General features: G+C 59.7%; 14 protein-coding genes, 1 tRNA gene and 2 pseudogenes. 9 read left to right on the top strand and 8 right to left on the bottom strand.

The window, feature by feature from the left end; translation table 11 throughout:
* Both argE and apaG read right to left on the bottom strand, forming a co-directional pair.
* The coding region (gene argE / locus ACILRA_RS10205; protein WP_395661991.1) for an acetylornithine deacetylase at positions 1-923 on the bottom strand (923 nt) is incomplete at its 3' end.
* Positions 924-929: 6 nt separating this feature from the next.
* Positions 930-1,322, bottom strand: coding sequence for a Co2+/Mg2+ efflux protein ApaG (apaG, locus tag ACILRA_RS10200; protein WP_395661990.1), 393 nt, complete (start codon positions 1,320-1,322; stop codon positions 930-932).
* A gap of 79 nt (positions 1,323-1,401) precedes the next feature.
* Between apaG and ACILRA_RS10195 the strand changes: the two genes are divergently transcribed.
* The 3 genes from ACILRA_RS10195 to ACILRA_RS10185 all read left to right on the top strand — a co-directional run bounded on the left by ACILRA_RS10195 (position 1,402) and on the right by ACILRA_RS10185 (position 4,042).
* On the top strand, positions 1,402-2,517 hold the full coding sequence (locus ACILRA_RS10195; RefSeq protein ID WP_395661989.1) for a 2'-deoxycytidine 5'-triphosphate deaminase: 1,116 nt from the start codon (positions 1,402-1,404) through the stop codon (positions 2,515-2,517).
* Positions 2,514-3,005, top strand: coding sequence for a GNAT family N-acetyltransferase (locus tag ACILRA_RS10190; RefSeq protein ID WP_395661988.1), 492 nt, complete (start codon positions 2,514-2,516; stop codon positions 3,003-3,005). The genes ACILRA_RS10195 and ACILRA_RS10190 overlap by 4 nt, the downstream gene beginning before the upstream one ends.
* 374 nt (positions 3,006-3,379) lie before the next feature.
* Positions 3,380-4,042: a TetR/AcrR family transcriptional regulator gene (locus ACILRA_RS10185; protein WP_395661987.1), complete on the top strand. Its 663-nt coding sequence runs from the start codon at positions 3,380-3,382 to the stop codon at positions 4,040-4,042.
* A 246-nt stretch (positions 4,043-4,288) separates the two neighbouring features.
* Here the strand turns inward: ACILRA_RS10185 and ACILRA_RS10180 are convergent, their stop codons facing one another.
* From ACILRA_RS10180 to ACILRA_RS10170, 3 genes are all read right to left on the bottom strand, one after another.
* Positions 4,289-5,311 carry a YHYH protein gene (locus ACILRA_RS10180; protein WP_395661986.1) on the bottom strand — a complete coding sequence of 341 codons (1,023 nt, stop codon included), beginning with the start codon at positions 5,309-5,311 and terminating at the stop codon, positions 4,289-4,291.
* A 562-nt stretch (positions 5,312-5,873) separates the two neighbouring features.
* Positions 5,874-6,668 carry a transporter substrate-binding domain-containing protein gene (locus tag ACILRA_RS10175; RefSeq protein WP_395661985.1) on the bottom strand — a complete coding sequence of 265 codons (795 nt, stop codon included), beginning with the start codon at positions 6,666-6,668 and terminating at the stop codon, positions 5,874-5,876.
* 148 nt (positions 6,669-6,816) lie between these two features.
* Complete coding sequence (locus ACILRA_RS10170; protein WP_395661984.1) at positions 6,817-7,443, bottom strand: LysE family transporter; 627 nt, start codon at positions 7,441-7,443, stop codon at positions 6,817-6,819.
* 208 nt (positions 7,444-7,651) lie between these two features.
* On the opposite strand from ACILRA_RS10170, the gene ACILRA_RS10165 reads away from it, so the two are divergent.
* From ACILRA_RS10165 to ACILRA_RS10145, 5 genes are all read left to right on the top strand, one after another.
* Positions 7,652-8,875 (top strand): Kelch repeat-containing protein, encoded by a 1,224-nt coding sequence (locus tag ACILRA_RS10165; protein WP_395661993.1) that lies wholly within the window; start codon positions 7,652-7,654, stop codon positions 8,873-8,875.
* A gap of 289 nt (positions 8,876-9,164) precedes the next feature.
* Positions 9,165-9,779: a pyridoxamine 5'-phosphate oxidase family protein gene (locus tag ACILRA_RS10160; protein ID WP_395661983.1), complete on the top strand. Its 615-nt coding sequence runs from the start codon at positions 9,165-9,167 to the stop codon at positions 9,777-9,779.
* Between the two features lie 338 nt (positions 9,780-10,117).
* Positions 10,118-11,353, top strand: a complete 1,236-nt coding sequence (locus tag ACILRA_RS10155; RefSeq protein ID WP_395661982.1) for a molybdopterin-dependent oxidoreductase — start codon at positions 10,118-10,120, stop codon at positions 11,351-11,353.
* On the top strand, positions 11,350-11,652 hold the full coding sequence (locus ACILRA_RS10150) for a cytochrome c (RefSeq protein WP_395661981.1): 303 nt from the start codon (positions 11,350-11,352) through the stop codon (positions 11,650-11,652). The genes ACILRA_RS10155 and ACILRA_RS10150 overlap by 4 nt, the downstream gene beginning before the upstream one ends.
* A gap of 131 nt (positions 11,653-11,783) precedes the next feature.
* Positions 11,784-12,572 carry an outer membrane protein gene (locus tag ACILRA_RS10145; protein WP_395661992.1) on the top strand — a complete coding sequence of 263 codons (789 nt, stop codon included), beginning with the start codon at positions 11,784-11,786 and terminating at the stop codon, positions 12,570-12,572.
* A gap of 379 nt (positions 12,573-12,951) precedes the next feature.
* Here ACILRA_RS10145 and ACILRA_RS10140 read toward each other — a convergent pair whose 3' ends face one another.
* Positions 12,952-13,419 (bottom strand): copper uptake system-associated protein, encoded by a 468-nt coding sequence (locus ACILRA_RS10140; RefSeq protein WP_395661980.1) that lies wholly within the window; start codon positions 13,417-13,419, stop codon positions 12,952-12,954.
* A gap of 496 nt (positions 13,420-13,915) precedes the next feature.
* On the opposite strand from ACILRA_RS10140, the gene ACILRA_RS10135 reads away from it, so the two are divergent.
* A tRNA-Gly gene (locus tag ACILRA_RS10135) sits at positions 13,916-13,990 on the top strand.
* A gap of 137 nt (positions 13,991-14,127) precedes the next feature.
* Here ACILRA_RS10135 and ACILRA_RS10130 read toward each other — a convergent pair.
* Together ACILRA_RS10130 and ACILRA_RS10125 are read right to left on the bottom strand one after the other, a co-directional pair.
* Positions 14,128-14,220 (bottom strand): annotated as a pseudogene (locus tag ACILRA_RS10130) (integrase); the annotation flags it as partial.
* A gap of 19 nt (positions 14,221-14,239) precedes the next feature.
* Positions 14,240-14,398 (bottom strand): annotated as a pseudogene (locus tag ACILRA_RS10125) (transposase); the annotation flags it as partial.
* Between the last annotated feature and the right edge of the window lie 133 nt (positions 14,399-14,531).

The raw sequence follows: 14,531 nt of genomic DNA, 5'->3' as shown, positions 1-14,531 counted from the left end.
GCCAGGCCCGGAACGCGGTTGACGGCTTCCGTGGCGATGCCGGCCTCGGGCGCCACGGACTTCATCGCGGGCTCCAGGCTTCTAGCGAAATCCTCGATGCGGCGGGGAACCTCGCCGGGGTCCGCCGTGGGAAGAAGGCGTGTCTCCCACTGGAAGGCGCAGCGGCGCGGAATGATGTTCTTGGCGGTGCCGCCCTCGATGACGCCGACATGCACGGTGGAATAGGGCGGATCGAAGCGGTTGGTGGGATCGCCCGCGGCGATCATGTCCTGGCGGATGCGGGAGATCTCGGAGAGCAGCTCACCCGCCACCAGGATGGCGTTGACGCCGTGATGCGTGAGGCTGGAATGCGCCTCATGCCCCGTGACCTCGGTTGCGAAGGTGACAGCACTCTTGTGGGCGTTGACCACCTTCATGGAGGTCGGCTCACCGACGATAACGGCGCGGGGCTTGGGCAGATTGTCCCGCATGTGGGCAACGAGCGGGCGCACGCCCTTGCAGCCCACCTCCTCATCGCAGGAGAGTGCCAGGTGGATGGGGGACTTCAGCCCGGCCTTCAGGAAATTCGGCACCTCCGCCAGGCAGACGGCTAGGAAGCCCTTCATGTCGCAGGTGCCGCGTCCGAACAGGCGCTCGCCGCGCTGCGTCAGGTCGAAGGGGTCGCTCGTCCAGGGCTGGCCGTCCACCGGCACGACGTCGGTATGGCCCGAGAGCACGATGCCGCCCGCGATCTGCGGCCCGATGGTGGCGAAGAGGTTGGTCTTGCGGTTGGCCTCATAATCGACGCGGAAATGGGGCACGCCCCAGCCGTCGAGATAATCCTCGACGAACGCGATCAACGGGATGTTGCCGTCACGGCTGGTGGTGTCGAAGGAGACGAGGTGCGCCAGCATCTCCTCGGTGGAATAGGTCTTGCCTGTCATGATCACTCAGTTGATGGGGTGTTTCTCGTGGGGGCTGTCGAGCGAGAAGGCGGGAATCTCGACATTGATGAATTCACCAGTGGGAAGCTGCATCTGGTAGGCGCCGACCATGAAGCCCGACGAGGTCTTGAGCGGGCAGCCGGAGGTGTAGCTATAGCTGTCGCCGGGCTTCAAGACCGGCTGCTCGCCCACCACGCCTGCGCCGCGCACCTCCTGCACATGGCCGGTGGCGTCGGTGATCTTCCAGTAGCGGGTGCGCAGCGTCACCGTCTCCCGGCCGTGATTCTCGATGGTGACGCTGTAGGACCAGACGAAATGGCCCTCCTCCGGCTTGGAATGGCCGTCGAGATATTGCGGGCGGACAATGACCTTCACGCCCCGGGTGATGCGCTCGTACATGGGGGCAGTTTAGCCCATCGGCGGAGGTTTTCCACAGCGAAGCTTGCCAAGGCCGCGGCATTTCCGCCATGTGGTGGCCATGGGAACCAACGCTGACAGCCGCCAGGGCATTCTGCCCGCCCGCACCATCGCCCAATACTGCGAGCAGGGGCTGATCCGCCTTGCCAGGCCGGCCGACGGCGACCAGATCCAGCCGGCGAGCCTCGACCTCAGGCTGGGCAGCTGGGCCTATCGCGTGCGGGCCTCCTTCCTGCCCGGCAGGCGCGCCACCGTGGCCGAGCGCGTCAAGGAGCTTGCCCTGCACCGCATGCCGCTTACCGAGGGCGCGGTGCTGGAGACGGGCTGCGTCTATATCGTGCCACTGCAGGAGCAGCTGGCCCTGCCCAAGGGTGTTGCCGCCGCGGCGAACCCCAAGAGCTCCACCGGGCGGCTCGACATCTTCACCCGCGTCATCACCGATTTCGCCCAGGAATTCGACAAGGTGCCGGAGGGCTATGAGGGCCCGCTCTATGCCGAGATCTCGCCGCGGACCTTCCCCATTCTGGTGCGCGAAGGATCACGCCTGTCGCAGATCCGCTTCCGCGCGGGCGCCTCGCTCGCCACCGACCAGCTGATCCGCGCGCTGCATGAGAAGGAAGGGCTGATCGCGTCAGGCGAGGTCAACATCGACAATGGCCTCGCACTGAGCGTCGACCTCTCGACGCTGGAGGCCGACGGCCCGGTGGGCTTCCGCGCCAAGCGCCACGCAGGGCTGATCGATGTGGACCGCAAGGCTGCACTCGACGTCCATGATTTCTGGGAGCCGATCTGGCAGCGCGGCTCGCTGGTGCTGGACCCGGACCAGTTCTATATCCTCGCCTCCAAGGAAGCCGTGCGCGTGCCGCCAAGCTTTGCGGCGGAGATGGTGCCCTTCAACCCGCTGGTGGGCGAGTTCCGCGTGCATTACGCCGGCTTCTTCGACCCCGGCTTCGGCCACAGCGCCGGGCACGGCGAGGGCGCGCGCGCCGTGCTGGAGGTGAGGAGCCACGAGGTGCCCTTCATCCTCGAGGATGGGCAGATCATCGGCAGGCTGGTCTATGAACCGCTCACCGAGGCCCCCGAACGCGTCTATGGCCAGGGCATCGGATCGAACTACCAGCGGCAGGGGCTCAAGCTCTCCAAGCACTTCAAGCCCTTCGACCCGGCACGGCGATGAAGATCAGGCGCATCACGCGGCGTGACATGCCCGTGCTGTGCGACATGGTGGTTGAGTTCGAGCGGATGCTGGCCCGCATGGAGGGCAAGCGCTGCCGCATCGATGCGCAGAAGACTGGCACATCGCTTGCCGCGGCAGGCTTCGGCGGCGGCCGCTTCTTCGACGGGCTGATCGCCCTCGAAAATGGCGTGGCGCAGGGTTATCTCCTCTATCATTTCGGGTTCAACACGCAGCACTATTGCGGCACACTGGTCATCAGCGATTTCTTCGTGCGCCAGGGGGCCAGGCGGCAAGGCGCGGGACGCGCTCTGTTCCAGCGTGCTCAAGACATCGCGCGGGCGCGTGGCTGCAGACGCATGGAATGGACGGTCTGGAACATCAACGCCCCGGCCATCGCCTTCTACCGCGCGATGGGTGCTGAGGCGGTGAGCGACGAATTGCCGATGGGGCTCGCCATCGGCGGTAAGCCCCAGCCCGCGGGCGGCTGAGATCAATTCTCATCGTCATGCCAGCTTCCGCTGGCGTGACTGCACGGTTGGAGGGCGAATGCTCCAGGGATTTCTGATGATCGCCCGCCGTTCGTCTGCTCAAGGTCCGAGACTGTGATGGCGTTGCTGGGGGCTGACAATGGCCGGGGTCATATCGCTTGTACGATCCCGCATGACGTACTCATTGAAACTGACATCAAGGCTTTCAATCTGGAGGCCGAGAATGAACTCTCTCTGATCCTTCCACCGAAGGGGACGGAATCTCCTCATCCCATCAGAAGAAACGCCATTGATCGCAGTCACTTGCAGGACTACTGACAGGTCACGCAATAGTTGAAGACCGACACATTGGTTTCACGTAGACGAGCTGCACAATGACCAGGAAACCTGCCAAGCCGAAAAGGACGAGACGCGGCCGCCCTTCAGCCGACGTGCCGCCGGCCATTGACAGGATCCGGAACGCTGCGCTCATGCTGTTTTCCCGTCAGGGCTATGAGGGCACCAGCATCGCCGGGATCGCCACCCTGGCTGGCGTCGCAAAGCCTCTCATCCATTACCACTTCAGCTCCAAGGAGGAGCTCTGGTATTCGGTCATTGATGAGGCATCCGGCGCGCTGCTGAAGGAGCTGGAGGCCTTCCGTACGGCTGCCATCGGCCTGCCGCCGGAACAGGTCATCGCCATGCTGGCCGCCACGAGTGTGCAGTTTGCCTTTCGCTTCTTCTACATCGTGAGCATCATCGATGATGAAGCAAGGTCAACCGGCCCGCGGAGTGACTACCTCTTGAACGTGCTGCAAAAGCCAAGCCTTGTTTCGGCGGGTGCAGTCGTTGATATCCTCAACGGCATACTGCGCAACGGCAAGACGCGGATCCCTGCCGAGCATCTGGTCCCGGCGTTCATGGGAGCGGCAACGTTCCCGTTCGTGAACCAGAGAGCAATGATGAGCACATTCGGCGTCGATGTCCGGGACGAGGCCTACGCCCGGCAACATACCGCATTTCTCGCCAACATCCTGCGCTCACTGTTCATGGAATGATCACGGTACTTCTGCAGATCGTTCGAAGACACGGCAGAGAAGCAGTTTGGCTGTAGGGTAGCGTTCTGCAGTTCTTTGGGCGACCGTCGCAATTCTGGTGATGACAGAGGGGGAAAAGAAAATGCCGCAGATCATCTTGGATCCACGGCATCAGTGGCTATCGGCTGTATCTCGGAGCGATCACTAACGAGGAACCCGGCGCCTTCTGCAGTTCCTCGTCTGGTCGGCTACAGCGGCACCAAGTTGTTAACGTCCCCTCAGAGGACGTCCCCTCAGGCATCCTGGTCCATAGGGGAATTCGTTATTCAAGTGATAGTGATACATGAATTTCCTGCGCCCTTCCCAACTCACCACGCCAAAATGACCGTGGCACTCGTCAAGTTCGGCATTGGTCACGAGTTTTCCGCCAACGTCCTTTGGTCCATAAATGCCGAAGCCATCGAGAGCATAGCCAAAGAGCGGGGAGTGCTCATTTGGTTTTCCCTGGTCCGGGAAGCACTTCCACGACCATCCATGATAGTGATACATACCCTCAGGTGTGCCCGGATCGTTGTAAGGGTGACCAAAGCATTCGTCTGGTGGCAGAACAGCGATCGGATCAGCAAAAGTAGTTGCTGAGGAGGGAGCAATGTTTATGTGCCAGGTGATGCCGGTTTGTGTCGCCACGCCGGATACCAAACGATCAATGCATGTCGGCACCGAGTTGTAAGTCGGAAACCTTGGAACAGTTATGTCCAGGTCATAGGCAGAGATAGGTATCTGGTCAGACGTTTCATAGGGGCTCTCAGCGGGCGCTGCGACATAGTAATCATAGGCCGGAGTACCTGGTTTGACCGGAAACTCACCCGTTATGTGATTTGGCAAACTGTTTCCGACAAAGCGGCGGGTGAACAAGCGCCGTATCTCTTTGAACTGACGATTGGGCCAGGTTACCTTTCCCTCCACATAGAGAATTTTCGATACATAAATGTAAAGACCATCAACCCAGGGAGTCGTTACCTCCGTGTAAACTGGGGGTTTACCATCATTCAGCGCAGTAAGTGCGGGGAAGCATAGGAATTGAAGACCCCTTCCCGGTCTGTTCGTTGGCGTTCCGGTCGGTACCGTCTTGAATACGGTGGGGTGGCTGCTGTCTTGCGTTTCAGCGGTATCATGGCCCATCGCCAGTTGAGCACTGGCCATGACGCAACTCATGACCAGCAAGCCTGGCACCAGATTGCGGCAGAACACCCTCAGAACCTTGCCCAGACTTGCCATACCATTCTCCATCTCAATTTCATTCCACAGGTCTCACGCATTGCCCCTTGGGGAGCCTTGTTGAACCCTGTTACCGTAAAAAGCCCCGCGAGGGAGCTTCACCAAATGCCCTTATTCGCATTTATACCGGCAAATCTATTTTATTTGGCCGAGCGATATAATACGCCTATTTGCCTGTCAATAGGCAAGCGCATGAACTTGCCGCAAAGGGGTTCCGCGTTTGCGGATCATGATCTGGCGTTGCGATGCTGCTTAGGGAAAACATGCTTACACGGTCTTGCGGAGGACGTGTGATCGTTCATGTCGCTCCCAACTTACCCGGGGCGACCTACAAGAGCGGCGATGAGCCCGGTGGTGCAGATACCGAAATTCCCATCGAGCTCTGGCCCAGCTATGTTGCTGCGCAGTCTTTCATCAAGAGCATGACGCGCGGGGACCATCAGAAACGCAGCTACGGCGGGCGTTGTTAAGCGGCATAATAGCAGCTTCCCAAGCTACATGCAGTGGTAGCAATGGCTTTCATCACTAGCGGAACATGCGCGCCCGCGCTTGGGAGGCTCAATGATCTGGAAGCTTACTGCTTGAACACGCCATGATTAGCCGTCCACTGCGCGAAGCCGATGGTTCCGCTTTGCGTAACGCTTGCGAGGGCTTCGGCAAACTGCTTCTGAAAATCCGTGTTCGCAGGATCCAGTGACATTGCGAAACCCTCGCCAAAGTCGCGAAGATCGATCGTTAAAAGCTCTGCGTCGAGGCCTTGCTGATAACGGTTGCCAACTTCCCCACGGGCGATCGCGTCGATCTCGCCTCGCTTCAGGGCAGCGAGAAGCTCGTCCTCACCGGAATACTGCTTGAATACGCTTCGAGGCAGACCTGCCTCTTCTGCTCTTTGCCACGCAAAGGACTCTCCCGTTGTACCCGGGACCACGCCAATGATCATTTTCGTGTCCAGAAATGATTTATAGCTGATGATCCGTCCGCTATCGTGGTCAGCGCGCCTGACGAGCAGAGATTGCGCGAATGATGCAGTCGTCGGGCTGAAGACGGCGCCCTGATCCTTTCTTTCCTGAGTTGGCGTGATACCGCCAATTGCGATATCGCATCCCAACCGGGATGGCGTTAGCCATATGCCGTCAAACTGCTCGATCGGGATGAATTCTATCCCCACACGCCATTCATCAGCGATGGCACGCAGTAAATCGGCCTCATAACCTTCGCCATGACCGTAAGAAATCGGGGCAAATTGCGTGTAGCTGCATACGGTCATAACACCAGCCTGACGCAGGGTTGGTGATGCGCTGACACTGCCGGACATTGCAAGTCCGAGTGCAGAAATGGCGATAAGCAATCCAACAAGGAACTTCATCATGCCCAAAAGCTAACTGCAGGATAAGGCCGATGCAAGCCCATTTCGGCCCTGCCGCTCGCCCTCTCAGTCTGCGCGTGGCTTCGTCATAAGTGACAGCTTATCAAGTTGAATGCCGCTGGTGCGACGCCCATTGCAAGGCCACTGGCCGTCACAAGAAGCGGGCGACCATCTGCCGAAGGCCAAATGACACAAGCAAGAGACCAAAGAAGGACTCGAAGTAGACTTTGAAACGCCTGAAGGCCGCCGCTGCTCTCGGGGTGGAGAGGACATAGACGACCGTTGTGAACCAGACGGAGGCGATGACAATGACAGTCAGCAGCATGCCGGCCAACAGCGTGACGCTGGCTGCTGCGGGAGCGGCAGATGACAACGCCGATGCATAGTAAACAGCGGCTTTGGGGTTCGACATGGTTGTGGAGAGGCCTTTTGAGAACCTTGCTGCCAGAGAACCTGACATTGCCCCCGGCCCGCCTGCCGGAAATGGCCTCCGCGCACTGCGCAGAAGCTGCACGCCAAGCCACAGGAGATAAAGCGCACCGAGCGTCTTGATCGCAATGAAGACAGACGGAAACAGGGCAAAAAGCGTTCCAACACCGAGCAGGGCCGCACCGGCCCAGATGCCGTTTCCAGCCACAACCCCTGCCGCCACCGCAACAGCATCCCGGCGGGATCCCGTCATGGAGGCATAGCTGACAGCGATGAAATCAGGGCCAGGGCTTAAAATGCCAACGCAGGAAATCGCTGCCACAGTGGCAAGGGCCAACAATGCTTCCACAAGCAATCTCCTGCAATCAATCTCTCGAGGCGTTCTGCGGCTCTGGCCTGTTCAGCTTAGCAGACGGCAGCTCACACCGCCAGTTACCCCTGCCGCGGTCATCAGGCGATCGCAGCTTTCAGACTGCGGACAGATATCGCTTGCATCCACTGTCTCGATGGGCAATCGATCCTTGGTCAGAAACGATGTTTGGGAGTTCATCGTGCCGATGCTTTCACTTGGGCGCTCGCTCTTTGCATACAGAGCCGCATTGACATTGGCAGCACTTCTTGTGGCGGCGCCCGTGAGTGCCGGTGAAGCTCCCTGCAGTGACAATAGCCGGTTGTTGCGGGCTGGCGCCTTTTCGACGGCGGGATCCATGACATCAGCCCGGTCGCTGCATACGGCGACACTGCTCGCCAATGGCACAGTTCTGGTTGCAGGTGGCGTTGGAGCTGGCGTGGAGTCACCGGCCGTTCTCAGCACAGCTGAGATCTACTCTCCGGCAAACAATGCATTCAAAGCCACGGCCTCCATGTCAAAGCCGCGGCTTGCGGCAGCCGCCGTGCGCCTTCGCGATGGCCGCGTGCTGGTGGTTGGCGGCGAAAACAGCTTGAAAATAGGGGTCAACACCGCGGAAATATACAACCCCAGAACGGGGCGGTGGACCTCGACGTCCCCCATGAACTTTGCCCGCATAAATCCAACTGCAACTCTGTTGAAGAACGGAAAGGTTCTGGTTGTTGGCGGCTATACGGTCGATAGCTACTGCTGTCCGCTGGCCAGCGCAGAGATCTTTGATCCCACAACAGGCACCTTCGCCACCACTGGTTTCATGACGGCCGGCCGCCGAAATCATACGGCGACACGGCTGGAGGATGGCCGCGTTCTGGTGACCGGCGGATACAATGGACTGGATGGCAATATCGACGGCTCCGGAAATATGAATGCGCCGGAGATCTACAACCCGGTCACGGGCACTTTTGACTCCACGGACGGCATGTCATCGGCGCGGCGATTTCCGACCGCGACCATGCTGTCCAATGGAAGGGTACTCATCGCGGGCGGCTATGGCGGCAATAACGCAGCGCTGGCTTCGGCTGATACGTATAAGAGCCGGACAGCAGAATTCATCTCCAATGGTTCCATGCAAACCCCACGCGGGCGCCACACGGCAGCCCTTCTCCCGAATGGTGACGTTCTGATTGCCGGCGGCTATGATGGCGTCGGGACCGCCTTTGCCTCCGCTGAGCTCTATAACCCGTTGTCAGGACGCTTTTCGTCAACGGCCTCCATGGCGACTGCCAGGTGGCGGCATGAGGCGACAAGGCTATTGAATGGCAATGTCCTCATCACCGGCGGCAGCGATGGAACAACCTCTGTGGCGTCAGCTGAGTTGTATTCGGCCGCCATATATATCCGCAGACCAGATCGTGCTGGGAGATGTGACTGAGCGCGCCTTACGGGCTCGCATGATGTGATGTGAAGTCATTGACTGGACCTCATGAATGAATGGCATTCCGCCCATTGCCGCCCCGCCGGGTTCAACACATCTCCGGCCCATCGCGGACGGTAAGCGGCCGTAGGGCAGCAATTGCCTGTGATACTTGCCGCAGCTTTGATTCCCGATGACCAGGAACGACCATCCCGCGCCTGATCGAAGTGGACAGCGTCCGCAGGCCTGCCTTCAGTAAACTGTCACACGTCCAATCTACGGGTCCACACAGCAGGAAGCGCCATCAATGACCGGAATCCTTACAGTCGAGCAGCTCGAAAGCATCTATGGTGTGGAACCGGCGTTGGCCTCGACTGCCAAGGAGTCGACGGCGCTGACGCCTGAGTATCGCCGCCTCGTCGAAGCCTCGCCTTTTCTGGCGCTTGCGACAGCCGGGCCGGAAGGCCTCGACTGCAGTCCGCGTGGCGATGCCCGCGAGGTTCTGCGTGTGCTGGACGACCGTACTGTCGTTCTTCCTGACAGGCGGGGCAACAACCGGATCGACAGCCTTCGCAACATCGTGCGCGATCCGCGGGTGGCGCTGCTGTTTCTCATTCCGGGATCTGGCACCACGTTCCGCATCAATGGCCATGCAACGATTACAGCCGATGCCGAACTGCTCGCCAGCCTCGCAGTCGAGGGCAAGCCCCCGCGCACGGCGATCGTCATCAAGATTACCACCTGCTATTTCCAGTGTGCGCGCGCGGTGCTGCGCGCCAGCCTGTGGAACCCGGCGAGCTGGCCCGATCCTGCCAGCCTTCCAAGCCCGGGACAGATCCTCGAGGCGATGACAGCCAAGAAAATTGACGGCGCGGATTATGACGCCAACTGGCCGGGCCGGGCTGCGGCCAGCATGTGGTGATCGCGCCGCCACGCACCTCCTGGCTGCCCCCCCCCCCCTTGAGGCCCTGTCGCGCCTCGACAAATAACTGTCATATGCTGGGTATGGTATCGTGAAAGAATAAAAATTCTAAACTGAGTGCCGTGCTTTCGATTGCAATCTCGATGTTCCGGATCACGCTCATGTCCAGCACCTGAGCCTGCAGAGGACGCAAGATTGTAATTGCCAGTGCTTGTGCGGCAGATGCTTGTTGATCTGCCTGAACTGATCATTCTACTGTATGACCACACAATCGGTTTGTCTCACGGCACACGCAGGCCAGGAGCCTCCGGATGTTTAACAGCGAAAGGATGTCCCGCATGTTCACCCGCCGGCGGCTGCTCAATGGAGCAGCCACGCTTGCTGTTTATGGAAGCTTTGCCCGCATGGCGGGCAGCACAGGCTTGGCCGCCACGGTTGACCCTGTTTCCCCCGCACTGCCATCAGGCGCACGGGACGCTGCGGTTCTCGATGCGCTGCCTGGCAAGAAGCCGCTCATCAAGCGGTCCTATCGCCCGCCCAACTATGAAACACCGGTCGACACCTTCGAACAGGCATTCACGCCCAATGACCAGTTCTTCGTGCGCTGGCATCTCTCCAACATCCCGGAGGTAGACGCGGCCGAGTGGCGCCTGAAGGTTGGCGGGGATGGTGCATCAACACCCCTTGAGCTCTCGCTGGCACAGCTTGCGGCGGATTTTGAGCAGGTAGAGATTGCTGCGCTTTGCCACTGCGCCGGAAACCGCCGCGGCCTTTCAGACCCTCATGTGATGGGCGTCCAGTGGGGCTATGGCGCCATGGGCAATGCCACATGGAAGGGTGTGCGGCTGAAAGACATTCTCGCGAAGGCCGGCGTCACGGCGGACGCGATCGAGATTGCCTTCAATGGCGGCGAGTCAGGCGCGGTTGAGGAAACGCCCGACTTCGTCAAGTCCATTCCGGCCTGGAAGGCGCTGGACGACAACACGATGATCGCCACGCACATGAACGGCGAGCCACTGCCGCACTGGAACGGATATCCGGCCCGCCTCATCGTTCCCGGCTGGATGGCAACTTACTGGATCAAGCAGGTCACCGACATCAACGCCCTCACCAAGCCGCAGGGCGGCTATTGGATGGAGAAGGCCTATCGCGTGCCACTCGGCGTCTATTCCTTCACCGACCGTTTCATCACGCAGGAGACGAGCAAGAACACGCCCATCACCGAGATGGTTGTGAACTCGCTCATCACCAGCCTGAGCGAGGGGCAGGCCATCGTTGCCGGAAAGCCCGTCGACGTGCGCGGCGTAGCCTGGGACGGCGGACACGGCATTACGCAGGTCGATGTCTCAACCGATGGCGGGCAAACCTGGCGCCCGGCCATGCTTGGCCCGGACCTTGGCCGCTTCTCATGGCGGCAATGGTCGCTGCCCTTCACCCCGGCAGGCCCCGGCCGCTATGCCGTGATGGCACGCGCCACCAACGCCCAGGGCGCGAGCCAGGTCTCGAAGCTCATCTTCAGCCCGTCAGGCTATCATAACAATGTTATCCACACCGTGAACGTGGAGGCCGCATGATGACGTCAAGCATCACATCTGCCGTGTCTGGCGCCCTTCTCCTCATGGCCTTGAGCACCGCTGTTGTCCGCGCCGACGAATCGGACATCGTCCTGAAACCCGGCGATGGTCTTGACGTGGTGGAGGGCAACTGTTCAGCCTGCCACAGCCTTGACTTCATCCAGATGAACTCGCCGATCCAGGACGAAAAGGGCTGGACAGAAACCGTGACCAAGATGGTGCATGTGATGGGCGCACCCATCACCGATGAAGACCAGAAGCAGATCATCAAATATCTTTCAGCAAACTACAGCAAGTGAGCCGGTGCAGCCGTGACCGGTCTCGTGCCGGATCGCAATATCGGAATGGTCCGATTTGCGGTGCCCAGACGCTCTTGTTCGCAAACGGCCTACGGCAAGCTGCCGTGAGATTGCGGGTGGGCGCGCGCTTGATGACAAAGCTGACATGCACGTTGGCGGCAGTTCTGGCGCTGTCCAACGCCGCATCCGCTGCCGATATCTCAGACAGCAGAAGCCTGTATGCCGGTGCGTTTGGGGGCTTCGGCTTCCTCGGTGAGGCCAGCATGCAACAGCGTGGCACGGTCATCACCCCAGATCCCTTTCCAGATATTGATGTTGATGCGAGGGGCTCGGCAGACCGGGTTTCCGCACCCATTGCCGGTGTTCAACTTGGCTATGAACTCAATCAATGGGATCTTTCCCCCTCAGGATGGAGCGTTGGCATTGCCGGCGAAATCGAGGGTCTCTATCTCGCTGCTGAACCCCAGGGTGTTCTCGATATCGATCCGCAGGCGTTGGGCACGCAATATGTTTCGCTTCCACTCAGCGTGGGGGCCGTCCTCCTCAATGCGGTGGCCAATCTTCGAACACCACATTCGGATCGCGTGATTCCCTATGCAGGCGCCGGGATCGGCTATGGCGCCGTGTTCATCAACGGATCCAACTCAACCAACCCATCAGAGCCTGGAATCAATCATTTCAACTCGGAACCGGATGCATCCGCCGCTGGCCTCGCACTTCAGGCCAAGATTGGCATCAAGGCTGCGGTCGCCAACAACTGGTCAATCTTCACGGAATTCCGCCACGTCTATATCGCGTCAACGGATTACACATTCGGGCGCACTGAATACGAAACTCATTTTCCGACGACCAAGTGGAATGTTGAACTAGGCCCGCAGAACTATAATCTCTGGGTCACCGGAGTGAGCTATCGCTTCTGATGGTCCGGACGGTGATTCCGAGACCGCCAGCAGAAAGCATGCCCCTTGCCGCCCGCGCGCCACTCGACTGATCTCGCAACCGTCGCGGGCGTAGTTCAGTGGTAGACTGGCAGCTTCCCAAGCTGCATGTCGTGGGTTCGATTGCTGTCACACCACCCACGAACACCGCTCATTCCCTACATCTGACGCTCCAGAGCTACGAGTGTTGTGGGCGTGGCTCACCTCGCAGAAACTCGGCATAGCTCGGATGTGGGTTCAGCGAACGATACAGCACAACCCCTCACGCTGGTTGCTGAACGCTACAAATGATTCCGCGAGAGTCAATTTCCCTGGCTCGCCGTATTCATCGACTGTCCCCGGTGGACCAATCCTAAGTACGCTACTCCGAAGTTGTGGAACCGTGCGTATGAGCCTGATGGCCAGCGCCTGGATCGATCATCATCGTGCCTTGGAAGCTGGAGAATTTTGCCAGTACTTCTGGATCAAGGGCCGCCTCAGCAGCGGTCAGCTCGGCGACAAGGGTTGCGGCATCCGCAGCGGAAATATTCGCATTCTCAAGCAGCTTCGGATCCTTGAGGCCGTCACCACTGCAGAGACGAATCTGCCATTGACCATCCACGCGCCAGAGAAGAGCACGCCCGCCCTTGTCGCCCTGAACCCAACCTGCAATCGCATTGTTACCAAGCACAACGACGGGATCGACGGTCAGAGGATTGTCGGGCGTGTCGAACATGCCCTTCATCAAGTGAACGATGACATGCTTATCGTCAGCCGCGAAGGCCGGTGCCGACGATAACCCCAGAACGATACAAGCAGCGACTAGACTGCGGCGGTTGATGCTTGCCATGGCGATAGTTTTCCCCTGCTCCTGGTATGCTGAGCACTTGTATTTTCTGAACCGCGAGCTCGCTTCAAGGCGGTCTACAAAGGCTCACATTGACGTTCAGTTTTTACAGAGTAGCAAGGCTGGAGGCGAGGAAAAAAAGAGGGGCCTCCCCTCAAGTCGAGCCATTACTCAGCCCAACGATGGAATGAGGCGGTGGTTTCCACCCATGGAATGTCTTTTAAGATCTTCTGGTTTCCATCGGGATTTCTCAGACTCTGATCGTGTCCCATTCCGCCACGTCTATGTCGCTTCAACGGATTACACATTCGGACGCACCGAATACGAAGTTCATTGGCCGACGACCAAGTGGAACGTCGAACTGGGCCCGCAGAACTATAATCTCTGGGTCACCGGAGTGAGCTATCGCTTCTGATGGTCCGGACGGCGATTCCGAGACCGCCAGCAGAAAGCATGCCCCTTGCCGCCCGCGCGCCACTCGACTGATCTCGCAACCGTCGCGGGCGTAGTTCAGGCGTAGACTGGCAGCTTCCCAAGCTGCATGTCGTGGGTTCGATTCCCATCGCCCGCTCCAGAGCCTTGCTGAGGGGCCGCCGCAGGGTTCTTTCCGGCGCTCGTTTGGATCCGGAATCGCGGCGCCTTTTGCGTGAAACCCGGTGAGACACGCCGGGCCGCTCACGCGAAGCAATCGCCGGTCGATTATTTCGGGCGGAGGGCCTCGGCGACCTCAAGGCTCGCATCCGTCGCCTCGGCGAGCCAAACGCGAAGCGAGCTCCGGAACCCGTGAGGCCTCACCGCCATGCCGCGCCGCTCCCATCCGGGTAGGCATGTTCTCGAACCGGCTCATGGTCGGCTGCGAGCACAACGGCGCGCCACTCTCTGGCAACCGGCCCGCCGCCAGCTTGAACAGCGGGTCATCGCGCAGCGCATCACAGTCGTCGGCATCCTCGTGGCCGCAGGCAATGGCCATCATGCGAAACAGCAGCATCTCCTCCACCGCGTGGCTGGTCCGGCTGGGGCTAGTGGATTGGCCGGGACAAAAGAGTCCGATTGAAGGTTCCCAACGGCTTGTTGACGTGCGAATCTGAAAGGATGCGCAATGGTATCAGTTTCAC

It is taken from the genome of Aestuariivirga sp. (genome assembly GCF_044239095.1).
Classification (GTDB): domain Bacteria; phylum Pseudomonadota; class Alphaproteobacteria; order Rhizobiales; family Aestuariivirgaceae; genus Aestuariivirga.
The sequence above is the reverse complement of the archived record's forward strand: the minus strand, read 5'-3'. Positions and strand labels throughout refer to the sequence as shown.

Coding starts and splice junctions, on each gene's coding strand:
- ACILRA_RS10145 (WP_395661992.1), top strand. CDS start 11,784: ATGACAAAGCTGACATGCACGTTGGCGGCAGTTCTGGCGCTGTCCAAC.
- ACILRA_RS10160 (WP_395661983.1), top strand. CDS start 9,165: ATGACCGGAATCCTTACAGTCGAGCAGCTCGAAAGCATCTATGGTGTG.
- ACILRA_RS10195 (WP_395661989.1), top strand. CDS start 1,402: ATGGGAACCAACGCTGACAGCCGCCAGGGCATTCTGCCCGCCCGCACC.
- ACILRA_RS10165 (WP_395661993.1), top strand. CDS start 7,652: ATGCTTTCACTTGGGCGCTCGCTCTTTGCATACAGAGCCGCATTGACA.
- ACILRA_RS10155 (WP_395661982.1), top strand. CDS start 10,118: ATGTTCACCCGCCGGCGGCTGCTCAATGGAGCAGCCACGCTTGCTGTT.
- ACILRA_RS10180 (WP_395661986.1), bottom strand. CDS start 5,311: ATGGAGAATGGTATGGCAAGTCTGGGCAAGGTTCTGAGGGTGTTCTGC.
- ACILRA_RS10150 (WP_395661981.1), top strand. CDS start 11,350: ATGATGACGTCAAGCATCACATCTGCCGTGTCTGGCGCCCTTCTCCTC.
- ACILRA_RS10140 (WP_395661980.1), bottom strand. CDS start 13,419: ATGGCAAGCATCAACCGCCGCAGTCTAGTCGCTGCTTGTATCGTTCTG.
- ACILRA_RS10190 (WP_395661988.1), top strand. CDS start 2,514: ATGAAGATCAGGCGCATCACGCGGCGTGACATGCCCGTGCTGTGCGAC.
- ACILRA_RS10185 (WP_395661987.1), top strand. CDS start 3,380: ATGACCAGGAAACCTGCCAAGCCGAAAAGGACGAGACGCGGCCGCCCT.
- apaG (WP_395661990.1), bottom strand. CDS start 1,322: ATGTACGAGCGCATCACCCGGGGCGTGAAGGTCATTGTCCGCCCGCAA.
- ACILRA_RS10175 (WP_395661985.1), bottom strand. CDS start 6,668: ATGATGAAGTTCCTTGTTGGATTGCTTATCGCCATTTCTGCACTCGGA.